Genomic DNA, 24,419 nt, shown 5'->3' with positions numbered 1-24,419 from the left:
GCCGCTCGAGTACCCCCGAAGGGGCCTTTCCGCTCGACTTGCATGTGTTAAGCACGCCGCCAGCGTTCGTCCTGAGCCAGGATCAAACTCTCCATCAAGGTCCAAACGACAATCCCCAGGGGCGAACCCGGAAACCATCAAACCCGAAGGAGGATCCGAAGATCCCAGCATGCGATCCCCAAAAAATGAGGACCACTTGCCTCAAAGAAATCCCCACCCCGAACCGTGAAGGTTCAGAGCACGGGGTGATCAGACACGTTGGCCTGATCTATAAAGGCACTGGCTTTTAACACGCTGTTGAGTTCTCAAGAAACGGACACCCACCGCGCTCGACCCACTCTCGCGGGCCTCGCTCCGGGGCAACCCTTCAATCTTACCGGAATCTTCACTCGTGTCAACCGGCTCTTTCGAGTCGATCTTCTGAGCTTGCCCGTCCACTCATGAGGACGTGGACGACTAGACGTCGTCCGACGTGATCAATCTGTGGAGTCCCTCGGGCCGGCCGCCTTGTCGGCGTCCTGCATCCCGTTCCGGGCTGACCACTCCAGACTAACGCGGTCCGAAGAGTACTTCGAACGGTTTTCCTTCGGTGGTCTCCCCGGGGCCGTCCGCCTCTCGGCGTCCCGCATCCCCTCGGGGCAGGAAGAACATTAGGTACTCCCCGAGGGGGCGTCAAATCGAGGCGTTCAGGCAGGTCCAGAAGGTGCGGGCTCAGTCGGCGGCCGGGGTCTTGGCGGACTGCATCCGGGTGAAGGGGGCCATGCCCGCGAGCTTGCCGCCGTCGATCGGCAGGACAGCGCCGGTGATGAAGGACGCGGCGTCCGACAGGAGCCAGACCACGGCCTCGGCAACCTCGTCGGGCGCGCCGATGCGGCGCATCGGCATGGCCCGGGCTGCCGCGGCCTGGGCCTGCTCGCCGGCGCGTTCCAGCTGCTCGGTGAGGATGGGCCCGGGGGCCAGGGCGTTGACGCGGATTCCGGCGTCGGCGTAGTCGAGGGCGGCGGTCTGGGTGAGGCCGATGAGGCCGAACTTGCTGGTGACGTATCCGGCGAGGCCGCCGACGGCCTGGAGGCCCGCGGTGGAGGACATGTTGACGATCGCTCCCCCGCCGGACTCGAGCATCGCGGGGATCTCGTGGCGCATGGCCAGGAAGACTCCGCGCAAGTTGACGGTCAGGGCGCTGTCGAAATCCTCGATGGCGACGTCCGCGAGTGGGGTGGGCCGGTGGCCTCCGCCGGCGGCGTTGTTGAGGGCGGCGTCGAGGCGTCCGTAGGCGTCGAGGGTCTGCTGGACGAGGTGCTCGACGGCGGCGGCGTCGGTCACGTCGGTCGGGACGGGGAGGGCGCGTCCTCCGTCGGCGGTGATCTCGTCGGCCAGGGACTTGAGGGCGTCGGCGTCACGGGCGGCGAGGACGACGGCGGAACCGGCGCGGTGCAGGGCGCGGGCGGTCGCGGCGCCGATGCCCCGGCTGGCTCCGGTCACGATCGTCACGCGGCCGTCCAGGGGACGGGTGGTCAAGGTGTTCACGGGTGGCCTGCTTTCCGATAGTATTCGTTGGACAGACAGTAAATCCAATTCGAAGGTCGGTCAAGGATGTCGCCTCGTCCCTACCGTTCGGACCGTCGTAGCGCCGCGGCCGAGGAGACCCGCCGGCGTGTGCTCTCAGCTGCGCGGGAGCATCTGGCCGGGGACGGCGTCACGCGTGTGTCGGTGGACGCGGTCGCGAAGGCCGCGGACGTGTCGCGGCAGACGGTCTACAACGTGTTCGGGTCCAAGACGGGGCTGCTGGAGGCACTGTTCGACTCGCTGGCGGAGCATGCCGGGTTGTCGTTGGAACCCGCGTTCACGGCGAATGACGTTGACGAGGCGTTGGCGGAGTTCTGCGGGGCGTTCTGCGGGTTCTGGGCGGCGGAGCGGCCGGTCCTGCGCAGGCTGCGCGGCCTGGCGGTCATGGACGACGATCTGGACCGGCTCCTGCGCGAGCGCGATGACATGCGCAGGGCGGGCCTGTCGGCTCTGCTCAGCCGGTTCGGCGAGGAAGCGCCTGCGGAGGAGCTGCTGGACGTGGCCTGGCAGTTGACGAGTTTCGAGTCCTTCGACCTGCTTGCCGGGCGTGACGGCGGTCGTGACACGGAGGAGGTGGCTCGGGTGATCGCGCGGGCCGTCGCGTCCGTCCGGGCGGAGGCGCGCGGGGCTTGATGCTCGTGCGCGCGCGTCAGGAGCGGGATGCGGAGCAGGAGATCGCAGCGATGCGGCCGTGCTCGTCGAAGCGGACGGCCAGTTCACCGCCGTCGACCATGTCACCGGCCACGACGTCCGGGCTCTCCTTGTACCGGGTGCCGTAGCGGGCGATGTAGCCCTGGACGATCAGTTTGGGGTTGGCCGGGAAGACCTCGGCGGCGGTCATCAGCAGGCGCGGTGTGGCGATGTGGCTGTAGGTGGCCTCGGGGATCTGCGGATCGTCCAGGTGGATGTAGGCCGAGCCCTTGCCGTCGTTGATGCGGCATGACCAGCAGCCGTTTCCGCCTAGGAGGTAGGCCGCGGCCAGGGCCATCGTGGTGGCTGCTTGGTGAGGGTTGGGGAACTCGGAGAAGTCGATGTGTCCTGTGGTGAACTCGACGATTCCCTGCTGGACGCCGTGGTCGTACAGCGCGCGCAGGGGAGCGATGGCCGGGTCGTCCCAGGAGAAGTTGGGGTTCGCCCAGGACCAGAGCCAGGTCTGGCTGAGGTGGGAGAAGCTGCCCATGCTCGTGAGGCCGCCGAAGACCTGGCCTCCGCCGGAGAGCGTGCGGGCGCGCAGGTCGAAGTGGCGGTCGGTGGCGCCGAGGAACTCGTTCAGCACGTCCTGGCGGTGGATCACGACGGCGGACGAGCGGCCCGCGAAATCCTCGAAGGCTTCGCTGTAGCGGGAGAGCGCGAGGGGTTCTTCGATGCCCGGCATGCGCCGTGATCTTAGCCACGCGTCAGGGCCGTGTCAGTGGGACGTCAGCCGGGACCGGGGCGATGTCGGTGGCGCGTCAGTCGTGGGGCCGACTGTGGAGGACGTGGGCGGAGCTCGTAGGGCGTCCACGTGATGGATGGCGGATACGTGAGCCGCCGACATAGACCACGGGAGGCCAAGGGTGGGTCAAGTCATTAGGGCCGAGGGGCTGCGCAAGCGGTTCGGTGAGACGCAGGCACTGGACGGCGTGGACCTGGAGGTTGCGCAGGGGACGGTACTGGGGGTCCTCGGACCTAACGGTGCGGGCAAGACGACGGCGGTGCGGATGCTCGCGACACTGCTGCGTCCGGACGAGGGGCGCGCGGAGATCTGCGGCTTCGACGTCGTCCGGGAGGCGACGCGGGTGCGGGCGCTGATCGGGCTGACCGGGCAGTACGCGTCTCTGGACGAGGAGCTGACCGGCCGGGAGAACCTGGTCATGATCGGACGGCTGCTGGACCTGCCCCGGGCGGAGGCGCGGGCGCGGGCGGCGGGGCTGCTGGAGCGGTTCCGGCTCAGCGACGCGGCGAACCGGGCCGTCAAGACGTTCTCGGGCGGGATGCGGCGGCGGCTGGACATCGCGGCGAGCATGATCAACCGTCCCCGGGTGGTGTTCCTGGACGAGCCGACGACGGGGCTGGACCCGCGGGCGCGCGGGGAGGTCTGGGAGACCATCCAGGAGCTGGTCAGGGACGGCGCGACCGTGCTGCTGACCACGCAGTACCTGGAGGAGGCGGACGCGCTCGCGGACCGGATCGCGGTGTTCGACCACGGGCGGGTCATCGCGGACGGCACTCCGGCGCAGCTGAAGGCGCGCGCGGGGCGGCAGACGCTCGTCGTCCGGGCGTCGGAGGTGTTCCGGACCGAGCAGCTCGCGGCGATCGTGGCGGAGCTGACGGGTGAGCGGCCGGACGTGCGCGCGGAGACGGGCCTGGTGACCGCCCCGGTGACGGATCCGGGAGTCCTGCGGGCGGTGGTCCAGCGGCTGGACGAGACGGACCTCGTGGCGGCTGAGGTGGCCCTGCGGCTGCCGAGCCTGGACGAGGTGTTCCTCAGCCTGACCGGGCACACGACGTCCACACAGACGGCGTCTGAGGCCGCCGCCGCGCAGCAGCAGCTCGAGGGGAGCGTTCGATGACCACAACGACGATGGCGGGCACGGTGGCGGACGTGTTGCCGCCCACGCGGATCAGCGCGCGCAGGACCGTCCGGCACAGCCTGACGTTGGCGTGGCGGAACATCGCGCAGTTGCGGCACTCGCCGGAGAAGCTGCTCGACGTCACGCTGATGCCGCTGGTGTTCCTGACGCTGTTCCTGTACGTGTTCGGCGGCGCGGTCGCCGGGAACACGCACGCCTACCTGCAGCAACTGCTGCCGGGGCTGGTGGCGCAGATGGCGATGTTCTCGACGATGGGGCTGGGCACGGCGCTGAACGAGGACCTGCGGAAGGGCGTGTTCGACCGCTTCCGGAGCCTGCCGATCGCGCGGTCCGCGCCGCTGGTCGGGACCGTCCTCGGCGACACGGTCCGGTTTCTCACGGTGATGGTCATCCTGACGGCCGCGGGCACCGCGATGGGGTTCCGGTTCGGCTCCGATCCGCTGCGGGTGCTGGCGGGGTTCGGGCTGGTGTACGTGTTCTACCTGGCGTTCTCGTGGATCTCGGTGATGGTCGGGCTGCTGGCGCCGTCGCCGGAGACCGTCCAGGGGCTGGCGTTCCTCTTCGTCATGCCACTGACGTTCGGGAGCAGCGTGTTCGTGGCGGACACGAGCACGATGCCGGGCTGGCTCGAGGCGTGGACGAAGGTGAACCCGGTGTCGCACCTGACGGACTCGCTGCGTGCCCTGCTGGTGGGCGGTCCGGTGGGGAACCACGTCTGGTTCACGCTGGCGTGGGCGATCGGGATCGTCACCGTGACGTTCCCGATCGCGATGGTCATGTACAAGCGGCGGGCCTGACGGCCGACGTCGACAGATGACCGCCGACAGGCAGCTGTCGGCGGTCATCTGTTTTGCCGTGCGACCGATCAGGGGGTCAGCGCCAGCGCGTCCTCGCGGGTGGCTTCGCGGCCTCTGGCGTAGGCGGCGTCGAAACGGTCCTGGCCGAGGACGGGCAGGACGGCGGCCGTGACCCGGCGGCGTTCGAGGCTCTGCCGGTCGTGGTAGCCGACGACGCCGTGGGCCGTGCCGAGAAGCTCGGCGGCGCGCTCGTGGTCGCCACGGGCGAGCGACAGCCCGGCGACGCCCTCGACGATCTTGGCCAGCGTGTGGTTGACCAGCATCGACTTCGGGTCGATGTGCTGAAGCGCGCGGGCGTGCCACTCGGCCGCGCGATCGAGGTCCCCGTCCAGGGCCGCGAGGACGCCCAGCCTGCTGTAGGTGAGCGTCCTCGGCTGCAGGAAGTCACCGCGGGAGACGCGGGGGGTGACCAGTTCCAGGGCGCGTTCGGCGGCGGCTCGCGCGGACGCGAGGTCGCCGTCGCGCTGGTGGAGCTCGGCCTGCGTGAGGTAGCCCGTCGTCGCGTCGGCGTACTCGCCGATGCGCAGCGCGGCGCGGATGCCCTCGGTGAGGTCGTCGTGGGCGCGTTCGGTGTCGCCGAGTTCGGCGCGCGCGACCGCGAGGTGGATGAGGACGACCGAGCCCTGGTCGGGGTTGACGCCTTGGTCGGAGTACCGGCGGGCCTCCTCGCCGTACCGGATCGCCTCTTCGGGTCTACCCCGGCTCAGCGAGATCTGCAGCAGGACGATGAGGGTGATCCCCATGCCGAGCCGGTCGCCCAGGGCGCGGAATCCCTCGTAGGACTCCTGCGCGCGCACGTAGGCGGCGTCCAGGTCGCCGTTGTGGAGGGCGTTGAAGGTCAGGAAGGTCTCGGCGATGGCGCCGACCCACGGGTCGGAGTGGCCGACGAGCCCGCGGAAGCCGTCCGCCGTGGCCTCGACGTCGCCGGCGAACATCCGTGAGATCGGCCGGGCGATCACCGCAATCGGGTGCCTCGGACGTTCGGGCAGGAAGCGCAGCAGCTCGTTGATCGTCTCGCCGAACAGCTCCGGCGCGGGGCCCTCCCGTCCGGCCCGCGCGACGACCTTCCCGGTGAACGCGCAGATCGCGTACTCCTCGCTGAGGCCCGGCGGCGGCCCGTCCCCGGCGATCTTGGTGATCGACTCGGCCCACACGCACGCCTCGCGCTCCATGTCGCGCATCAGCCAGTACCAGACGAGCGCGGCGACCAGGCGCAGGCCGGTCGTGACGTCCCGGCTGTCCAGGACGGTCTGGAACGCGGCGTTGTGGTTGTCGCGCTCGGCGGTGAGCCGTTCGACCCAGACGAGCTGCTCGCTGCGGCGCAGCTCGGGTTCGGCGGCCTCGGCGACCTGGAGGAAGTGGGCGGCGTGCGCGGCGCGGACGGCCCCGGTCTCGCCGGTCTCGTCCAGGCGCTCGCGCGCGTACACGCGGACGGTCTCCAGCAGCCGGTAGCGCGGCTCGGCGTCGCCGTCGGCCATGACGAGGGACTTGTCCACCAGGGACGCGACGACGTCGATGACGTCGGCGGACAGGCCCGTCCCGCAGACGCGCTCGGCGGCCTCGGGGGTCGCGCCGCCCGCGAACACCGACAGGCGGGCGAGGACGGTCCGCTCGGCGTCGTCGAGCAGGTCCCAGCTCCAGTCGACGACGGCGCGCAGCGTGCGGTGGCGGGGCAGGGCGGCGCGGCTTCCGCCGGTGAGCAGCCGGAACCGGTCGCCGAGCCGGGCCGCGACCTGCGCGGGTGTGAGGGCGCGGAGGCGCGCGGCGGCGAGTTCGATCGCGAGCGGGATGCCGTCCAGGGCCCGGCAGATCTCGACGAGGTCGGCGACGTTCGCGTCGTCCACGGCGAAGCCGGGCCGGACGGCGGCGGCCCGGTCGGCGAGCAGCCGCGTCGCCGCGTGCCCGAGGGCGGTCGCGGGGTCGGCGCCGGTCGGCGGGAGCGCGAGCGACGGCACCGGGTGGAGGGTCTCGCCGGTGATGCCGAGCGGTTCGCGGCTGGTCGCGAGGATCCGGACCTCGGGCGCGGAGGCGAGCACCCGGTCGGCGAAGGCCGCGACGCCGTCCAGGACGTGCTCGCAGTTGTCCAGGACGAGCAGGGTGCGGCGGGTGGCGAGCAGGTCGGCGAGGCGGTCCAGCGGGAGCGGCGCGGTGCGGCCCTCCGCCTGGAAGAGCAGGTCGGGGACTTCCAGGGCGACGAGGACGGCCTGCGCGACCGCGTCGGCGGCGCTGTCCGCCGCCATCGGCGCGAGCGGGACGAACCAGACGCCGTCGGGCAGCCGGTCCACGAGCGGCGCGGCGGCCTCGGACGCCAGCCGCGTCTTGCCCGCGCCGCCAGGGCCGGTGAGGGTGACGAGCCGGGACTCGCCGAGCATCTTGCCGAGTTGCCGGACCTCCTCGTCCCGCCCGACGAAGCTGGTGAGGGCGGTGGACAGGTTCGTCTGGCCCTTCTCGTGCGCGGGCGGGCCGATCGGCTCGGACGGTCGTGTCTCGGTGTCGCGGCGGAGGATCGACAGGTGCAGGGCGGCCAGCTCCGGGGCCGGGTCGACGCCGAGATGTTCCGCCAGGTGCTCGCGCGTCTCCTCGTACACGCGCAGGGCGTCGGCCGGACGGCCCGCCGCGTTCAGCGCGCGCATGAGGAGACCTCGGAGGCGTTCGCGCAGCGGGTGCGCGGTGGTCAGAGCCTCCAGCTCGGGGAGCAGCGAGACCGACTCCCCCAGCGTCAGCTCGGCCTCTATGCGGTCTTCGGACGCGGTGAGACGGAGCTCTTCAAGGCGGGCGGCTCGTGCGCGCGCGAACTCGGCGTCCGCGACGTCCGCGAGCGCGGGGCCTCGCCACATGTCCAAGGCTTGGCGAAGCGCAGCGGCCCGGTCGGATGGTCCGGACAGCGCCCGCGCGGCGGCGACGGCCCGTTCGAAGGCGACGGCGTCCACGGCGGACGGATCGAGCGCGAGGCGGTATCCGGCCGGGCTGTGCTCGACCAGGTCCCTGCCCGTCGCGGCGCGCAGCCGCGAGACCAGGGCCTGCAGGGCGTTCCCGCCGGGCGGATCGCCGTCCCACAGGTCGTCCAGGAGCCGGGTCGCGGACACCGGGCGGCCCGGCTCCAGCGCCAGCCGGACGAGCAGCGCGCGCAGGCGCGGACCGCTGACCTCGACGGGACGACCGGTCTCGTCCCGCGCTTCGAGCGGCCCCAGAATGCCGATGCGCGCGCCTGTCATGCCTGCATTGTCCCCCAACCGGAAAGTCCGGACCGTCCGCGCCCGCAAACACGTTTGAGGTGAGTGGGGCGGGTAGGGCGGGCACATGGATCTGACTTTCCTCAAACCGCTGTACGCCGGGTCCGGTCCGTTCTCCTCCCTCTACCTGGACCTGACCCGCACCACCGAGGACGCGGCCAAGGCCGCCGAGCTGCGCTGGCGCGCGCGGCGCGGGGAGCTGGCCGCGCAGGGCGCCCCCGAGGGGGACCTGCGCGCCCTGGAGGCCGTCGTCGAGGAGGACCTCCGCGACCGCCGCTCCGAGGGGCTGGTCGCGTTCGCCGCGGGCGGGAAGGTCGGCTACGTCCGGCGGATGAACCGTCCGCCGCGCGCCGAGCACGCCCGCTGCGCCCCGCTCCCGCACGTCCTGCCGCTACTGGCCGAGCTGGGCGAGCGGTTCCCGTACCTGATCGTGAGGGTCGACCGGCGCGGCGGGACGATCACCTGCGCGACCTCCGACGCCTCGCCGGACGCCCCGCCCCGGACGATCGACGTCCCCGGCGACGAGGACTTCCCCCTCCGCAAGCCGAAGGGCGGCGACTGGAACCAGTCCCGCTTCCAGCGGGCCGCCGAGGAGGCGTGGAAGGCCAACGCCCGCAAGGTCGGACGCAGGATCGAGGCCGTGGCGCGGCGCCACGGGGCCGAGCTCGTCATCCTCGCCGGGGACCCGCACGCCCGCTCCGCCGTGATGGAGGAGCTGGGCGAGAACCTGCTCACGCACACCGTCGAGACCGACCGGGGCCCGGACGGGGCCGCGATGGACGCCGAGGTCGGGCGGATCCTGGAGCTGAAGCGCGCCGAGCGGATCATGCGGGTGGCCGAGCGGTTCGAGCGGGAGCTGGCGGCCGGCCGCCGCGCCGTGACCGGGCTGCCCGCGACGGCCGAGGCCGCGTTCGGCGGACGCGTCGAGTCGCTGCTGCTCGACGAGGACCCGGCCGCGCCGACCCGGCTGTGGGTCGGGCCGCGTCCGCACGAGATCGCGGCGACGCCCGAGCGGCTCCGGGAGCTCGGCGTGGCCGAGCCCGCCGAGGAGCGAGCCGACGCCGCCCTGATCCGCGCGGTGGCGGCGACGGACGGCGATCTCACGATCATCCCGGCGATCACGCCGCAGGCCGAGCTGGGCGTCGGAGCGGTCCTACGCTACTGACGGCGCTTCCCGCTGGACGAAACGCGAGAGGGGCCGGTGTCTCCACCGGCCCCTCTCGTCCTCACTGTGGAGCTATGGGGATTCGAACCCCAGACCTCCTCCATGCCATGGAGGCGCGCTACCAACTGCGCCATAGCCCCGCATCAAGCCGTTTCCCGGAGGTGTCTCCGTGGCGACCCGCAGAGAAAAGCTTAGTGCATGGCGGAACCGGTTCGGACCATCCCGAATCCCGGCGGCGGAGGCCGTCCCGGGGTGGGTCAGCGCCAGCCGAGGCGTTCGGCGACCTGGTCGGGGGCGTAGCCCTCCTGGCGGCCTTCGCCGATCCACACCAGGCCGTCCGCCTCGGTGATAGCGCCGAGGGTGTGCTCCTGGGGCATGCGCGGCTGCGTGGCGAGCCGCACCTCCATGTCGGCCGGGTACCGGCGCAGCGCGTCGATCAGGTCGGCGACGGTGACCTCGCGCCGTGCTCCCCTGCGGTGTCGTCCCATGGTCGGTAAGGAAACCACCACCGCCGGAGTGATCTGTCCATTCAAGTGCAAGAGTGTCCGTTTTGAAACTGATCACCTGCGGGCCTGGGCGCCCGGCCGGAAAAGCGAAAGAGCGGCGAGCTCAGGCTCGCCGCTCTTTCGGTGTTGTGGAGCTATGGGGATTCGAACCCCAGACCTCCTCCATGCCATGGAGGCGCGCTACCAACTGCGCCATAGCCCCGTGCGACTGCGATGGACGTACATCCCCGCAGCGCTCCGCCAGCATATAGGACCGGCGGCGTTCAGACGAATCGAATAGGCGGTCGGCCCGGGTCAGGCCCGGTCGTCGCCGGCGCGGTCGTCGCTCATGACGGGCTCCGGCAGGGTGCCCGCGTTGTGCTCGGCGAGCCGCCAGCCGCCGTCCCGCATCTCGGTGAGGACGGACCAGCAGCAGTTGGAGAGGCCACCGAGACGGTTCCACACCTCCTCGGGAAGGCCGAGCATGTGCGCGATGCCGAGGCGCAGGGCGGCACCGTGCGAGGCGACGACCAGGACGCCGTCGGGCCCGAGGGCGGCGGCGTGCCGCTCCAGGGCGGTGCCGACGCGCTTGGCGACCTGCGGGCTGGTCTCACCGCCCGGCGGCTCCCAGCGGACGCGCTGCTCCGGGTACCGCTCGGCGATCTCCCGGTCGCTGAGGCCCTCCCACTCGCCGCCGTCCCGCTCGATCAGCTCCTGGTCGGGGCCGACCGGCAGGCCGGTCAGGTCGGCGAGGCTCTGCGCGGTGTCGCGCGCGCGCACGAGGGTGGACGAGACGATCGCGGTGGGCTGGAGCGCGGCGAGCAGCCGGGCCGCCCGGCGCGCCTGCTCGAGGCCCGTCTCGTCCAGGGGGACGTCGGTCTTGCCCTGGAAGCGCCGCTCGACGTTCCAGGACGTCTGCCCGTGCCGCCACAGGACGAGACGGCGGCGTCCCGGCTCACCGCGCGCGACCGGCGTCTCCCCCGCGTTCGCCGTGGCGGAGGGGTCACTCACCGGGGACCGCCGACCGGGCGCGCTGCGCCATGTGCGCGTTGACGTCCTCGGGGAGCTCGATGGTCGGGCAGTCCTTCCACAGCCGTTCGAGGGCGTAGAAGACGCGCTCCTCCTCGTGCTGGACGTGCACGATCACGTCGGCGTAGTCGAGCAGGACCCAGCGGCCCTCCCGCTCGCCCTCGCGGCGGACGGGCTTGGCCCCGGCCTCCTCGCGCAGGCGCTTCTCCACCTCGTCCACGATCGAGCGGACCTGCCGGTCGTTGGGGGCGGAGCACAGCACGAACGCGTCGGTGATGACGAGCTGCTCGCTCACGTCGTAGGCAATGATTTCGTCGGCCAGCTTGTCGCCCGCCGCCTCGGCGGCGATCCGGACCAGCTCGGCGGCCCTGTCGGATGCGGTCACGGTGCGCTCGTGATCCTCCCTGTGGGGGTGGTGTCCGCCACCAGCCTCTCACGGCGGTGGCCGGCTCCCCCGGTGTCGTCGTATCCCCGCGCACGGGCCGGGACGGCCCGCGACGGTCTTCGCCTTCCAGGGTATGGGGCGTCCGCCACCGCTTTTCCGGACGCGGCGGCGCGGGCCCGGCGGCGGAGGCGGTCAGGCGGTGATCAGGTGGGGTGATCACGTGGGTGATCAGGTCGGGTGCTGATCAGGTGGGGTGCTGATCAGTCGCGGTAGAGGTTGCGTTTGTTGATGTACTGGACGATGCCGTCCGGGACGAGGTACCAGATCGGCTCGCCCGCGCGGACGCGGTCGCGGCACTCGGTGGAGGAGATCGCGAGGGCCGGGACCTCCACCAGGCTGACGCGGCCGTCCGGGAGGCCCGGGTCGGTGAGCCGGTGCCCGGGGCGGGTGACGCCGACGAAGTGGGCGAGCTCGAACAGCTCCTCGGTGTCGTGCCAGTCGAGCATCTTGGCCAGCGCGTCCGCGCCGGTGATGAAGAAGAACTCGTTGTCGTCGCCGTGGATGCCGTGCATGTCGCGGAGGGTGTCCACCGTGTAGGTGGGGCCGGACCGGTCGATGTCGATGCGGCTGACCGAGAACCGCGGGTTGGACGCGGTGGCGATCACCGCCATCAGGTAGCGGTCCTCGGCCGGGGTGACCTTCTGGTCGGGCTTGTGCGACGAGAGCCCGGTGGGGACGAAGATCACCTCGTCCAGCGCGAAGAAGTGCGCCACCTCGCTCGCCGCCACCAGGTGGCCGTGGTGGATCGGGTCGAACGTGCCGCCCATGATCCCCAAACGCCGCTTTTGCGTCATGCCGACGAGAATAGCCAGCGGAGCGAGGCGCTCGGGCGGCGGGTCCTCGGGCGGTCGGGCGGGCGGATCAGCTCGACGGCGGGACGGCCTGGTCGGCGAGGCCGGGGAGGGGTGGGGCGCCCTCCGTCCAGTGGACGACCCGGACGGCCTTGCCCACCTCGACGCGCGGCACGTCCCCGGCGGGCAGGACGGCGACGTCCGCGTGCAGGCCGAGGCCCTCGCGCAGGAGGTGGGCGAGTTCGGCGGACGGGTCGTCCCCGGTGAGCGCCTCGCAGGCGACGACGAGGCGGACGGCGGCCTCCTCGCGGCGGTCCACGACGATCTGGTAGTGCGGGGCGACCAGGCCGGAACCGAGCAGGACGCGTTCGATCTCGCTCGGGTACACGTTCACGCCGCGGACGACGAGCATGTCGTCCGCGCGGCCCATGACCTTGCTCATGCGCACGAGGGTCCGGCCGCAGTCGCAGTCGCCGCGGGTGAGGGACGCCACGTCGCCCGTCCGGTAGCGCACGAGCGGCAGGGCCTGCTTGGTCGGCGTGGTGAAGACCAGCTCGCCGGGAGTGCCCTCCGGGACGGGCTCGCCGGTCGCGGGGTCGACGGCCTCGACGATGAAGTGGTCCTCGTTGACGTGCAGGCCGTTCTGCTCCAGGCACTCGGTCGCGACGCCGGGGCCGATGATCTCGGACAGGCCGTAGATGTCGAGCGCCTTCAGCGGCAGGACGGCCTGGATTGCGGTGCGCAGCTCCTCCGACCAGGGTTCCGCGCCGAAGATCCCGGCCCTGAGGGACGACACGTCGGCGCCGGCCTCGGCGGCGGCCTCGCCGAGCCGGAGCGCGTACGCGGGCGTGCAGGTCAGGATGTCCGGACGCAGGTCGGCGATCATCCGGACCTGGCGGTCGGTCATGCCGCCCGACATGGGGACGACGGTCGCGCCGAACTTCACCGCGCCCTGGTGGATGCCCATGCCGCCGGTGAACAGCCCGTAGCCGTAGGCGTTGTGGACGACGCTGCCCGCGTCGGCCCCGGCGCAGGCCAGCGACCGCGCGCACATGGAGGCCCAGAGGTCCAGGTCCGCGCGGGTGTAGGCGACGAGCGTCGGACGGCCCTTCGTGCCGGACGACCCGTGCACGGCGGCGACCTGGTCCTGCGGGACGGCGACCATGCCGAACGGGTAGGCGTCCCAGAGCTGCTGCTTGGTGGTGAAGGGCAGGCGGGGCAGGTCGTCCAGGTGGACGTCCGCGCCGCCGTCGACCCCCGCCTCGCGGAGCCGCCGCCCCTGGGGGCCGTCCGCCGCGAGCAGCCGGTCGATCATCCCCCACACGCGGTGCCGCTGCAGGGCGGCCCGCTCATCGACGGACATCGCCTCGGCCTTGGGGTCGAACATCCGCGCCTCCTCGTCCGGGCGTCGTTCTCGTCCGGTGTCGTCCATTGTGAAGTGAAGCGCGTCACACGCTCCGGGCGCACGACTTTATTGACCGATCGTTCGGTAAGTCCAGACGTCCACTCGTGGTCGGGATCCCTGTCGGATGAGGAAGGCCAGGGTGGCGGCCCCGGAAGGCGGGGCCGGTGCCGGACGCGCGGTCCGGGAACCTCGGGTTCTCCGCGTTCGTCGGACTTACCATGCCGGACATGACGACCAACACACCGGACCGAGCCCGAACGCGCTTCCCGGGGATCAGCTCCCGGGCCTACGAACACCCCGCTGACCGCTCGGCGCTGGTGGCGCTGCGCTCGCTCACGGGGTTCGACGTCGTCCTGCGGAAGATGTCGGGGCTCTTCAACGAGCGGGCCATCCGGCTGACCTTCCTCGGCGGGGCCGTCCGCGCCGGTGAGGACCAGTTCCGGAACCTGCACGACATGGTCCGCGACGCCGCCTACATCCTGGACCTGCCCGAGGTCCCCGAGATCTACGTCATGCAGGACCCGCGCGCCAACGCGATGGCGATCGGCTCCGACCACCCGTTCATCGTCGTGACGACCGGGCTGCTCGACCTGCACGACGACGAGGAGCTGCGGTTCGTCATCGCGCACGAGGTCGGGCACATCCTGTCCGGCCACGCGGTCTACCAGACGATGATGATGATCCTCATGCAGCTCGGGTCGCGGCTGGCGTGGCTGCCGCTCGGCAACATCGGGATCGCGGCGATCATCATGGGGCTGCGCGAGTGGTTCCGGAAGGCCGAGCTGTCGGCCGACCGCGCCGGCCTGCTCTGCGGGCAGGACCTCGAGGCCGCCAAGCGCGTCATGATGAAGCTGGCGGGCGGCACCCGGCTGTCGGAGATGAACGCCGAGGCGTTCCTCGCGCAGGCGCGCGAGTACGACGCGGCCGGGGACGTCCGGGACGGGTTCCTGAAGTTCCTGAACCTGCTGAACCAGTCGCACCCGTACTCGGTGATCCGGTTCGCCGAGGTCGACAAGTGGGCGCGCGAGGGCGAGTACCAGAGCATCCTGGCCGGGAACTACCCGCGCCGCGACGACGACTCCAGCGCCTCGATCAGCGACGAGGTCAAGAACGCGGCCCGGGCGTACCGCGAGTCCTGGGAGTCCAGCGCCGACCCGTTCGTGGGGAAGGTCCGCGACATCGCGGACGCGGCGGCGAACGCCGCGGGCGGCCTGTTCGACCGGATCGGACGGCGCGCGAACGGCGGGGGCTCCTCGTCCGACTGACCCCTTCGGGGAGACGGTCGTCGCTGTGCGGCGGCCGTCTTCGTGGTTTCCGGAGGCGGTCAGCGCAACGGGCGGCGTCTGGGCAGGTGGCGGAGGTGGTCGCCCGGGTTGAGCTGTTCTGGACGAGTAGGATCCGGGCGGTATGGCCGAGACCTCGTCGCGTCTGCTCAGACTGCTGTCGCACCTCCAGACGCCGCGGCGATGGTCGGCGACCGAGCTGGCCGGGCGGCTGGACGTCACGACGCGGACCGTCCGGCGGGATGTCGAGCGGCTGCGCGACCTCGGGTACCCGGTCGAGACCACGATGGGCCCGGACGGCGGATACCGGCTGGTCGCGGGCACCGCGATGCCGCCGCTGCTGCTGGACGACGAGGAGGCCGTCGCCGTCGCGGTGAGCCTGCGGACGGTCGGCGGGCAGCCGGTCGAGGGCATCGGGCCCGCCGCCGTCCGGGCGCTCGCGAAGCTGGAGCAGGTCCTGCCGTCCCGGCTGCGGCACCGGGTGTCGGCGCTCGGCGACGCGGTCGACGCGCCACTCCCCGAGCCGGACGCGCCCAGCGTCGACCCGGACGTCCTGGCGGTGATCGCCGGAGCCGTGGCGGCCGGGGAACGGCTGCGCTTCCTGTTCCGGGACGAGCGGCGCGTCGTGGAGCCGCACCGGCTCGTCCCTGTGCGGCGGCGCTGGTACCTGCTGGCCTACGACGACGGACGGGACGACTGGCGGGTGTTCCGCGTCGACCGGATCTCCGAGCCCGCCCGGACCGGGCAGCGCGGCACGGCACGGGACGTCCCGGGCGGGGACGCGGCCTCGTTCGTCCTGGGCAAGCTGTACTCGGTCATCCCGACCCACGAGGTGGACGCGACGCTGCACATGCCCGCCGCTGAAGCCGTCCGGGCGCTGCGCGCCGACCCGGACGAGATCACGCCGGTCGACGCGTCCACCTGCCGCCTGCGCGGGCGGGCCGACACCGTCCCGTGGCTCGCGAACCGGCTGCTGATGCTCGGCTGCCGTTTCGAGGTGCACTCTCCTCCCGAACTGGCCGACCACCTGCGTGAACTGGCCGTCCGCGCGGCGTCCGCGGCCGAAGGCGGACCCCGCCCTCCCGCTTGATCATCACGGGCGTACGATCGGCTCCTCCTTATCGAGAAAGGTCGAGGTTCGGTGCGCCGTTCCGCTCTGTTCTCCCTCGCCGCGACCGCCGTCACGGTCGCCGCGTCCCTCCCCCTCCAGCCCGCCGCGTACGCCGCCACCACGGTCGGCACCCAGTTCACGGACCTGTCCACGTCCAGCACGACCGTCAGCTACGAGCACCGGACGGTCACCGTCCGGGGCCTGCTGCGGCAGCTCGTCCAGCGCGAGTGGCAGCCCCTCGGCGGCGCGTCCGTCGACGTGCGGCTCAACGGCACGACGGTCGGCGCCGCCAGGACGGGCGCGGACGGCACGTTCTCCGCGACCGTGGACCTGCCGTCCGGCGGCACGCTGACCGCCGCGTTCGCCGGGGACGACGGCCACCAGTCGTCCCGGGGCACGATCGCGTCGGAAAGGGCCGATCGCGCGGGAACCCGCGTCCTGCTCGACCCGACGCCGTCGTCGGTGCGCGCGGGCACCACGGTCACCTTCTCCGGCGTGGCGCAGATCCTTCTGGACGGCGTCTGGAAGCCGCTCCCCCACGTCCCGATCAGCCTCACTCCCAGCGCGCCCCAGCGCGGCATGACCGGCGACGACGGGCGCTTCAGCATCCCGGCCACGGTCACCGCACCGGACGTGTGGAAGGCCCAGCCCGTGGCCGGTTCCCATGCCTACTACTCGTCGGACGGTTCCGACGGGCGGATCGTCCAGGCGTACGACGACACCCGGTTCGTCGCGTTCGTAATGCCGTCCAAGACCGAGGCCCATCACGAGGCCTACGCCACCGGACGGGTGCAGTGGGGCCACGGCTCGCACTGGGGCGGCCCCGCGCAGTCCCCCATCGTGGCTCTGTACTACCGGGCGAAGGGCTCGACGACCTGGCACTCCTACGGCGGGATGCAGACCGACGACTTCGGGAACTTCTCGATCCCGGTCTACGGTCTGCTCGGCACGGCCGACTGGCAGGCCCGCGTCGTCCGCGACGAGGCGAACCTGCCCAGCACCAGCGGAAACGTGGTCCATACCACCACCGACCAGGGCCACTTCGAGACCGTCTCCGCCTCACGGTCGAGGCGTGGCACCCAGGTGAACGGCCGCCTCCAGGACTGGTACGACGGCCAGCACTCGTTCTCCACGATGAAGGGCCTCAAGGTCGGGCTGTACTACCGGCGCGCGGGCACCAAGACCTGGCACTGGTACCGGACCACCACCACGGGCAAGAACGGCCTCGTCTACTTCAGCGGCCTCAAGCTGGGGAAGGGCTACTACTTCCGGCTGTACCTGCCCGCTCAGGGCCCCTACCTGACGACGACCAGCAAGACCTTCTGATCACGCGCCTGAGCGGGCGACGCGGAAGCCGACGTCGTCGACGCGGTAGGTGGGGTGACTGCGGCGGCGGGCGGACGCACGGCAGCTCCAGTGCTCGTCGAACCATCCGCCGCCGCGCAGGACGCGGTAGGCGCCGTACACCTCGGGGTCGTAAAGGTCCCAGCACCAGTTCCAGACGTTGCCGAGCATGTCGTGCAGGCCCCAGGCGTTGGGCTGCTTGGTGCCGACCTCGTGGGGACGTTCGCCGGAGTTCTCCCGGTACCAGGCGATGTCGTCCAGCGGAGCGTAGTGGGGGCCGCTCGTGCCCGCGCGGCAGGCGTACTCCCATTCGGCCTCGGTGGGGAGCCGGTATCCGCCAGCGGACCGGTCCCATTCGACCTCGTCGCCGTGGACGCGGTAGGCGGGCAGGAGGCCGTCCTGTTCGGACAGGGAGTTGCAGAAGTGGATCGTGTCCCACCAGGAGACGTTCTCGACGGGCAGCAGGTCCCCCGGCGCGGCGGACGGACGGCTGCCCGTGACCCGGGCGTACAGCTCCTGGGTCACGGGCAGCGCGGCGATCCGGAAGGCGTCCAGTCCGACCTGCCAGCGGCGGCTCGTCCGGCGGTCGGACAGGGTCACCGTGCCCGCCGGGATGTCGATCATCACGTCGTGATCGTAGGCCCGGCGTCCGCCCCGCCTTACCGCAGGTCGCGACCTCCCTTACCGCGGGTCGTCGCGTCCCTTACTTCATGGGGCCGCGCGGCAGGACGGGCGTGACGGTCTTGCACTCGCTGCGGCAGTGCGGCTGCAGGGCCGAGACGACCCTGTTGCGGACGCGCGTTCCGCCTCTGGTACTTCGCTTGACGGTCACGCTGAACCTGATGGTCGCCCTGTGTCCGGCGCGGAGCGGTCCGCGCCAGTGCAGGACGCCGTCGCGGAGGTCCACGTCCCCGTGACTGGCTCTCGCGTCATGGTCGTACCTCGCGTAGCGCAGGAGTCTTCGCAGGTCGTCGGTGAAGTGCGCCGGATCCTCCGAGGTGAAGTCGCCGCGTCCGACGTTGCGCGCGGTGATCGTGTAGTGGATGCGCTGCCCGGGCCGGACCGCGTACGGCTCGGCGTCCTTCGACAGGACCAGCTGTGGGTGGTGCACAGGCGGCGGCGGGGGCGGCGGCGGGGGCGGAGGCGGAGGCGGCACCGGCGGACGCTGCGTCTCCACGAGCAGGTTCCGGATCAGGTGGACGTCGGTCCACAGGCCCGTGGACGCGCCGAAGCCGAACCGGTAGCTCTCCGGCACCGGCGTGGGCGCGTCGAAGTCGAGGACCCGCTGGAACCCGTCGCCGTCGTTGAAGTCGATGTCGACCGACATCTTCGGGTCGGGCGCCGGTGTGACCTCGACGCGGACGGTCCGCTTGCTCGGCTCGAGGAGGGCCTCGGCCTCCTGGGGTGAGACGCCGGGGGGCAGGGACGTGGTCGGCCCCTGCAACTCCCCGGGCAGCGTGGACGGCCACGGCGGCGTGGTGCTCCTGTTGGTCGTCGTGGCGTCCAGCCAGCAGTACCCCTCGGTGCCGTTGCCCGGCCCGCGCACCGTCACCATGTTCGCACCCGGAGCCGGGACGCGGATGCTGGTGCCCGCGGGCGACCGCTCAGGACAGCCGTTGCCGCGATGCTCCCAGTCGCCGAAGTAGTTGCCGAGGACGTCGAGGCCGACGCCCACGTATCCGTGCCCGACACCGGGCAGGAACGTCTGGCCCGGGTCGTCGTCCGGCCACTTCTGCGCGTAGCCGAGGCTGCCGCCGAACGGGCCCGGGTTGGACAGGTCGTACGTTCCGTCGGTGAGGAAGAACGAGATGCCGTCCGCGGGACGCACGGTGGTCGTGGCGTACTGCCACTGCTCGAAGGTGACCCGCAGGCCGTCCTTGGACGGGATCGGCGTGTCGAACAGCACCGACCCCTCGCGGTCGTTCGCGGCATCGGTCAGCTGCAGGTACCCGTGCGGCGCGGCGTTCCCCGGCGGCACCCCCGCCCCGACGTAGTCGGAGCAGCCGCCGAGCGGATGGTGGATCCCCGGCGGCGGCGAGGTCCGTGGCGCGCCGGTCAGGCAGGCGGCCCCGTAGGCGTGGAACCGCGGGTCGGCGGTGGCCCCCCTGAAGGTCTCCCGGACGAACTCCTCGAGCTGCGCCGCCCTTCCCGGCGCGGGCCTCCCGGTGTGCGCTCCGGACGGCGGCCCGCCCGGCCCCGCGACGGCGGCGGCGGGAAGCGCCGAAATCACGGTCGCGGCGGCCACTCCGACCACCACTCCGCGGACGCCCCACATATGCCCCACGAATCTCGACAATGTCATGTTCATTCCATTCCACCGATGAGTCACCTCCGCCCCAAACCGGAGCGATCACTTGGCACGTACTTCCGTCGAAGCGGACGCCCCATTCGCACCCCTCCGGCGGGTGGCGCCGGCGGTCGTGGCGGGTCCGGGATGATGAGGGCCATGAGCAGCATCAGGCAGGTGAGCAGCCGGGTCGTGTACGAGAACCCCTGGTTCCTCCTCCGGGAGGACGAGGTCGAGCGGCCGGACGGGTCGCGGGGGATCTACGGGGTCGTCGACCGGCCGGACTTCGCCCTGGTCATCCCCATGCAGGACGACGGGTTCGTGATGGTGGAGGAGTTCCGGTACCCGGTCGGGCGGCGGTGCTGGAACTTTCCGCAGGGGTCGTTCCCGAACCGGGCCGAGGGGGATCCGGAGGAGCTGGCGCGGGCCGAGCTCGTCCAGGAGACGGGGCTGCGGGCCGGGAAGATGCGGCACCTCGGGTTCCTGCACGCGTCGGTGGGGGCGTCGACCAACGGGTTCAACGTGTTCGCGGCGACCGAGCTCGAGCAGGGCCCGCACGAACGGGAGCTCGAGGAGCAGGACATGCGGCAGGGGTTCTTCTCCCGCACCCAGTTCCAGGACATGGTCCTGCGCGGGGAGATCACCGACGACGCGAGCGTGGCCGCCTACGCGCTGCTGATGATGCGCGGGCTCTGAGCACGGCGACGGCCGGACGCCATCGCGCGTCCGGCCGTCGTTCCCTCCCGGGTCAGTTCAGGCGGGCGAGGTAGCCGTTGTCGACCAGCCACAGGACGTTCAGGCGGGACGGGGCGCCGGGGACGAGGGCGCCGTCCAGCATGTACTGGACGCCGTGGCCGGGCTGGGCGAAGGCCGGGGCGATCGGGCCCGACTGCACCTCGAAGGCGCGCAGGACGCGGTAGGCGCGCCAGTTGCAGCCCGCCGGGTTCTGCGCGTTGTCCAGGCTCTGCGGCGGGATGGAACGCTTCGCGTAGCGGGTGCCGTAGGGCGCGAGGAAGCCGCCGTACTCGCTGCCGAAGCGGTCGACGCGCAGGTTCACGCGCAGGCGGTAGGCGTGTTTGACCGGCTTGCCGTCCCGGCCGATGAGGAAGCCGTCGGCGGGCGGGTAGCGCCAGCCGTTGGCCGCGGAGTCCCAGTACTGCTTCAGGAAGCCCGCCTCGGTCATCCCGCCGAAGCGCTGGTAGCCGACCAGTTCGCGTCCGACCACGCCGCGGTCGGGCAGGACGGCCGGGCCGAGGCGCGCGTCGTTGTCGTAGTCGTCGGCCGAGCACGCGCTGACCGGCCCCAGGGGCTGGAGGGGAACCGACGCGGACACCGGGCCGGTCTCGGCCGCGGACGCCGGGCCGGGTCCGGCGGCGGACGCCGGGGACGCGGCGACCGGCCCGGCGAGCAGGGCGAGGGCCGCGAACAGCCAGGCGAGTCGATGGCGCAGGGGCCGCTGACGCAGGTGAGGCAGGTGAGGCATGGTCCGCCTTCCGTGACGGGTGAGACACATGACCACGCCAAGGATGCGAGCGAACACGTCCAGTGACAAGAACCCCGGGTGGCCATAATCGGCTACCCGGGGTTCGCACGCACTCCCTGGAAGAGCGCGCCGGAAGGCTCGTTAGAAGGGCGCGGGGACGAGGAGCTCGACGTTGCGGTCCTCGGTCTTGCCGCGGCGGTGCTGCGGGTCGTCCTGCCAGTCGTTGCCGGAGAGCTCACGCGACAGGGACGCCAGCGAGACCGGGTCGCCGAGGCTCGCGTGGGTCTCCGGGCCCGCGGTGTCCAGGACGGTCGCGAAGACCGAGAGGGTGCCGTCGCGGTTGTCGGCGATCTCCAGGATCCGGGACTGCTGCGGGTAGTCGATGTGGGCGGCCGTGTTGACCTCCCAGAACCCGCCGCCGCCCTGCCGCGCGTGCGGGGTGACCTGGTTGACGTGCGTGTGGCCGTTCACCCACAGGACGACGTTCGGGTAGCGCAGCAGCAGCGCCTTGACCTCGTCGCCCAGGACGCGTCCGCCGCCGAGGGAGTTCTTCAGGGACGCGATCGTGTGGTGGCTGAACAGGACGAACAGCCGGTCCTTGACGTTGTGCGTGACCTTCTTGCCCGCGGTGTCGTAGTACGTCCGGCTACCGGCCTTGAGCTGCGCCTCCAGCCAGGCGAGCTGCGTCTTGTCGAGCGAGCCCTCCGAGTAGCCGTTCGGGTTGACCGTGTCCAGGACGAGCCCGCGGACGATCCCCTGGTCGAAGCCGTAGTACGCGGTGCCCTTGAGCAGGTTCTCGGCGGTGAACCCGTGGCCGCGCAGCCCCGGCGAGGTGTTGAAGTGCTCCCGGACGACCTCGGCCCGCGACAGGACGCGACGCTTCGGGTCGGCCGTGACCTGCCGGAACAACCCGCCGTTGGACTGCGCCGCGAGACGCGCGAACTCGGCGGTGTTGCCCGTCTGCAGAATCCGCGCCAGCTTGTCGGCCTGGGCCGCGTCGGCGGGCGCGACGATCTTCGTCCCGCCGGTCGCGAGGGCCGCGAGCAGCGGGTTCGGCGGGAGGTTGCCCTGCATGAGCCCGTCGTGGTTGCCGAACGCGGCGAGCCACGGGGTGCGCAGGCCGGTCGCCTTGAAGGGGCGGCGGGCCGCGTCGAGCAGGCCGGGGACGCGCGGGAAGCCGTGCTTGGCGAGGGCCTGGTCGGTGGCGTGGCCGGGCGGCGGGCCGTCCGGGTGCCAGTAGGCGGTGCTGTAGCCGACGCCGTCCATCACGCCCTCGTAGCGGCGCAGGTCGCCGGAGTCGGGGGTGATGGCGCGGCCGTCGAGCAGGTCGATGATCCAGCGCAGCTCGTTGTACTGGGTGTTGTCGGCGGCGTCGCCGGTGTTGATGGTGAACGCGAGGCCGAGGCCGGTCGCCGGGCCGTGCCCGACCCGGTTCATCGCGCGGACCATCGCCTCGGCGACGTGCGTGGTGAGGATCTCCTGCGGACGGTAGGCGCCCTCGGTCGGGATCGCGCTCACCAGGTCCTTGATCCGGTCCAGGAACTCGACCCGGCCCGGGGACTGCGCGTCCACGATGTGCACGTCGGTGAGCTGCCCGAACGCCAGCAGGCCGCGGCGGGTCGCGGCGCGTTTCGCGGCGGCCGTCCCCCCGAGGTCGCGGCGCAGGACGTGGGGTTCCCCGGGACCGGCGACGATCTTCCGGTAACCGCCCGTCCCGGGACGACCGAGGACGAGCGTCCGGTCCAGGGTCGTCCCTGCGGCGGAGCCGCGGAGCGGGGGCGCGGCGAAGCCGGGACGGGCGGGGAAGGCGGCCAGGCCGGAGACCGCGAGACCCGCGGCCCCCGCTCCCAGCAGGACGCTGCGGCGGGTGACGCCCGCCGTCCGGGACGAAGCACGATTCACGAGAGTGAATAGACCACACAGTGCACAGTTACATCAAGGGTAAATCTGTCACATTCCACGCACGAAGCGAAGCGCCGCGCCCCGGCGGGGGACGCGGCGCTCGCTTCCGGCCTCGCCGCGCACGGCGATCGGAGTCAGCCCCGGGTGTGTCCCTCACCAGTGACGACGTACTTGGTGGACGTCAGCTCCGGCAGCCCCATCGGGCCGCGCGCGTGCAGCTTCTGCGTCGAGATGCCGATCTCCGCGCCGAAGCCGAACTCCTCGCCGTCGGTGAAGCGGGTCGAGGCGTTCACCATCACCGCGGCCGAGTCGACGAGCGCGACGAACCGCTTCGCTGCAGGCTGCGAGTCCGTGATGATCGCCTCGGTGTGCCCGGACCCGAACTTCCGGATGTGCGCGACGGCCTCGTCCAGGGACGGGACGACCCGGGCGGCGATGTCGAGCGACAGGTACTCGGCGTACCAGTCGTCGTCGGTGGCGGCGACGACGTCCGGCGAGTAGGCGCGGACCAGCGCGTCCCCGTGGACGGTCACGCCCTTCTCCTTCAGCGCGGCCAGCGCGCGCGGCAGGAACCTGTCCGCCACGTTCGCGTGGATGAGGACCGTCTCGGCCGCGTTGCACACCGACGGACGCTGCGTCTTGGCGTTCACCAGGATCGCCAGCGCCATGTCCAGGTCGGCGGCCTCGTCCACGTAGACCGAGCAGTTGCCGACGCCGGTCTCGATCACCGGGACGGTCGACTCCTGCACGACCGAACTGATCAGGGACGCGCCGCCGCGCGGGATCAGCACGTCCACCAGGCCCCGCGCCCGCATCAGGTGCTTCACCGACTCGCGCGAGGTGCCCGGCACCAGCTGGACGGCGTCCTCCGGCACGGCCGTTCCGCGCAGCGCGTCCTGCATGACCGCGACGAGCGCGGTGTTCGACTCGAACGCCGAGGACGACCCGCGCAGCAGCGCCACGTTGCCGCTCTTCAGGCACAGCGCCGCCGCGTCGACCGTGACGTTCGGACGGCCCTCGTAGATGATCCCGACGACGCCCAGCGGCACCCGGACCTGCTGCACCGACAGGCCGTTCGGCAGCACGTACCCGCGCACGGTCTCGCCGACCGGGTCGGGCAGCGAGGCGACCTTCCGGACGGCCGCGGCGACCGCCTCGACGCGCTCGCGGCTCAGCGCCAGCCGGTCGACCATCGCCTCGGACGTGCCCGCCTCGCGCGCCCGCGCGACGTCGGCCGCGTTCGCCTTGACGATCTCGTCGGCGCGGTCGGCCAGCGCGTCCGCGATCGCGTGCAGCGCCGCGTCCTTGGCCGCCCGCGGCAGCGGGGCCAGCTCCGCCGACGCCGCCCGGCCGAACTCGGCCACGCGCAGGAACGCTTCCCGCTCTTCGTTGATCGGCTCGCTCATCAGCGAACCCCTTTCCTGGTTCTCCGCGGTTCGGACGGGCCATCGACCGCACAT

21 protein-coding genes, 2 tRNA genes and 1 rRNA gene are annotated in these 24,419 nt (G+C 71.9%); 8 read left to right on the top strand and 16 right to left on the bottom strand.

Going from position 1 to position 24,419, the window contains the following annotated elements; genetic code table 11:
• Positions 1-98: ribosomal RNA gene (locus tag P696_RS0137040) — 16S ribosomal RNA — on the bottom strand; the annotation flags it as partial.
• 613 nt (positions 99-711) lie between these two features.
• Positions 712-1,527, bottom strand: a complete 816-nt coding sequence (locus P696_RS50630) for an SDR family NAD(P)-dependent oxidoreductase (protein WP_034488491.1) — start codon at positions 1,525-1,527, stop codon at positions 712-714.
• Between the two features lie 129 nt (positions 1,528-1,656).
• Here P696_RS50630 and P696_RS50625 point away from each other — a divergent pair, with 129 nt between their 5' ends.
• On the top strand, positions 1,657-2,199 hold the full coding sequence (locus P696_RS50625) for a TetR/AcrR family transcriptional regulator (RefSeq protein WP_170026682.1): 543 nt from the start codon (positions 1,657-1,659) through the stop codon (positions 2,197-2,199).
• Between the two features lie 16 nt (positions 2,200-2,215).
• Here the strand turns inward: P696_RS50625 and P696_RS0137025 are convergent, their stop codons facing one another.
• Positions 2,216-2,941, bottom strand: coding sequence for a DUF6882 domain-containing protein (locus tag P696_RS0137025; protein WP_026416268.1), 726 nt, complete (start codon positions 2,939-2,941; stop codon positions 2,216-2,218).
• A gap of 181 nt (positions 2,942-3,122) precedes the next feature.
• On the opposite strand from P696_RS0137025, the gene P696_RS0137020 reads away from it, so the two are divergent.
• Together P696_RS0137020 and P696_RS0137015 are read left to right on the top strand one after the other, a co-directional pair.
• A complete protein-coding gene (locus P696_RS0137020) occupies positions 3,123-4,118 on the top strand; it encodes a daunorubicin resistance protein DrrA family ABC transporter ATP-binding protein (protein ID WP_026416267.1) in 996 nt (331 codons plus the stop codon).
• Positions 4,115-4,936, top strand: coding sequence for an ABC transporter permease (locus P696_RS0137015; RefSeq protein WP_026416266.1), 822 nt, complete (start codon positions 4,115-4,117; stop codon positions 4,934-4,936). The genes P696_RS0137020 and P696_RS0137015 overlap by 4 nt, the downstream gene beginning before the upstream one ends.
• 68 nt (positions 4,937-5,004) lie before the next feature.
• On the opposite strand, the gene P696_RS50620 is transcribed toward P696_RS0137015, so the two are convergent.
• Positions 5,005-8,211: an AfsR/SARP family transcriptional regulator gene (locus tag P696_RS50620; protein ID WP_034488486.1), complete on the bottom strand. Its 3,207-nt coding sequence runs from the start codon at positions 8,209-8,211 to the stop codon at positions 5,005-5,007.
• An 85-nt stretch (positions 8,212-8,296) separates the two neighbouring features.
• Here P696_RS50620 and P696_RS0137005 point away from each other — a divergent pair, with 85 nt between their 5' ends.
• Entirely contained in the window at positions 8,297-9,394 is a 1,098-nt protein-coding gene (locus tag P696_RS0137005) for a baeRF2 domain-containing protein (protein ID WP_026416265.1), read from the top strand.
• Between the two features lie 67 nt (positions 9,395-9,461).
• On the opposite strand, the gene P696_RS0137000 is transcribed toward P696_RS0137005, so the two are convergent.
• From P696_RS0137000 to P696_RS0136970, 7 genes are all read right to left on the bottom strand, one after another.
• Positions 9,462-9,534, bottom strand: a tRNA-Ala gene (locus P696_RS0137000).
• Positions 9,535-9,651: 117 nt separating this feature from the next.
• Positions 9,652-9,882: a hypothetical protein gene (locus P696_RS53350; protein ID WP_051468608.1), complete on the bottom strand. Its 231-nt coding sequence runs from the start codon at positions 9,880-9,882 to the stop codon at positions 9,652-9,654.
• A 147-nt stretch (positions 9,883-10,029) separates the two neighbouring features.
• Positions 10,030-10,102: transfer RNA gene (locus tag P696_RS0136990), tRNA-Ala, on the bottom strand.
• Positions 10,103-10,194: 92 nt separating this feature from the next.
• The gene (locus tag P696_RS0136985; RefSeq protein WP_026416263.1) at positions 10,195-10,812 is read right to left on the bottom strand and encodes a histidine phosphatase family protein; all 618 of its coding nucleotides are present in this window, start codon (positions 10,810-10,812) and stop codon (positions 10,195-10,197) included.
• A 70-nt stretch (positions 10,813-10,882) separates the two neighbouring features.
• Positions 10,883-11,293 carry a ribosome silencing factor gene (rsfS, locus tag P696_RS0136980; RefSeq protein ID WP_026416262.1) on the bottom strand — a complete coding sequence of 137 codons (411 nt, stop codon included), beginning with the start codon at positions 11,291-11,293 and terminating at the stop codon, positions 10,883-10,885.
• A 260-nt stretch (positions 11,294-11,553) separates the two neighbouring features.
• Positions 11,554-12,147 (bottom strand): nicotinate-nucleotide adenylyltransferase, encoded by a 594-nt coding sequence (nadD, locus tag P696_RS0136975; protein ID WP_084338721.1) that lies wholly within the window; start codon positions 12,145-12,147, stop codon positions 11,554-11,556.
• A 67-nt stretch (positions 12,148-12,214) separates the two neighbouring features.
• The gene (locus tag P696_RS0136970) at positions 12,215-13,531 is read right to left on the bottom strand and encodes a phenylacetate--CoA ligase family protein (protein ID WP_026416260.1); all 1,317 of its coding nucleotides are present in this window, start codon (positions 13,529-13,531) and stop codon (positions 12,215-12,217) included.
• 245 nt (positions 13,532-13,776) lie between these two features.
• On the opposite strand from P696_RS0136970, the gene P696_RS0136965 reads away from it, so the two are divergent.
• The 3 genes from P696_RS0136965 to P696_RS0136955 all read left to right on the top strand — a co-directional run bounded on the left by P696_RS0136965 (position 13,777) and on the right by P696_RS0136955 (position 17,269).
• Positions 13,777-14,814, top strand: coding sequence for a M48 family metallopeptidase (locus tag P696_RS0136965; RefSeq protein WP_034488970.1), 1,038 nt, complete (start codon positions 13,777-13,779; stop codon positions 14,812-14,814).
• Between the two features lie 142 nt (positions 14,815-14,956).
• Positions 14,957-15,922 (top strand): helix-turn-helix transcriptional regulator, encoded by a 966-nt coding sequence (locus P696_RS0136960; protein WP_034488482.1) that lies wholly within the window; start codon positions 14,957-14,959, stop codon positions 15,920-15,922.
• 51 nt (positions 15,923-15,973) lie between these two features.
• On the top strand, positions 15,974-17,269 hold the full coding sequence (locus tag P696_RS0136955) for a hypothetical protein (protein WP_026416257.1): 1,296 nt from the start codon (positions 15,974-15,976) through the stop codon (positions 17,267-17,269).
• Here the strand turns inward: P696_RS0136955 and P696_RS0136950 are convergent, their stop codons facing one another.
• Both P696_RS0136950 and P696_RS0136945 read right to left on the bottom strand, forming a co-directional pair.
• Complete coding sequence (locus P696_RS0136950) at positions 17,270-17,911, bottom strand: formylglycine-generating enzyme family protein (protein WP_026416256.1); 642 nt, start codon at positions 17,909-17,911, stop codon at positions 17,270-17,272.
• A gap of 79 nt (positions 17,912-17,990) precedes the next feature.
• On the bottom strand, positions 17,991-19,589 hold the full coding sequence (locus P696_RS0136945; RefSeq protein ID WP_157430126.1) for a DUF7927 domain-containing protein: 1,599 nt from the start codon (positions 19,587-19,589) through the stop codon (positions 17,991-17,993).
• 144 nt (positions 19,590-19,733) lie between these two features.
• On the opposite strand from P696_RS0136945, the gene P696_RS0136940 reads away from it, so the two are divergent.
• The gene (locus tag P696_RS0136940; RefSeq protein ID WP_026416254.1) at positions 19,734-20,270 is read left to right on the top strand and encodes an NUDIX hydrolase; all 537 of its coding nucleotides are present in this window, start codon (positions 19,734-19,736) and stop codon (positions 20,268-20,270) included.
• Between the two features lie 52 nt (positions 20,271-20,322).
• On the opposite strand, the gene P696_RS0136935 is transcribed toward P696_RS0136940, so the two are convergent.
• The 3 genes from P696_RS0136935 to P696_RS0136925 all read right to left on the bottom strand — a co-directional run bounded on the left by P696_RS0136935 (position 20,323) and on the right by P696_RS0136925 (position 24,365).
• Positions 20,323-21,057 carry a TNT domain-containing protein gene (locus P696_RS0136935; protein WP_064744212.1) on the bottom strand — a complete coding sequence of 245 codons (735 nt, stop codon included), beginning with the start codon at positions 21,055-21,057 and terminating at the stop codon, positions 20,323-20,325.
• 141 nt (positions 21,058-21,198) lie between these two features.
• Positions 21,199-22,959, bottom strand: a complete 1,761-nt coding sequence (locus P696_RS0136930) for a TIGR03767 family metallophosphoesterase (protein WP_034488480.1) — start codon at positions 22,957-22,959, stop codon at positions 21,199-21,201.
• A gap of 134 nt (positions 22,960-23,093) precedes the next feature.
• The gene (locus tag P696_RS0136925) at positions 23,094-24,365 is read right to left on the bottom strand and encodes a glutamate-5-semialdehyde dehydrogenase (protein ID WP_051468605.1); all 1,272 of its coding nucleotides are present in this window, start codon (positions 24,363-24,365) and stop codon (positions 23,094-23,096) included.
• Between the last annotated feature and the right edge of the window lie 54 nt (positions 24,366-24,419).

Source organism: Actinomadura oligospora ATCC 43269 (assembly GCF_000518265.1).
Lineage (GTDB): Bacteria > Actinomycetota > Actinomycetes > Streptosporangiales > Streptosporangiaceae > Spirillospora > Spirillospora oligospora.
This window is presented reverse-complemented; position numbering and strand designations above follow the sequence as displayed.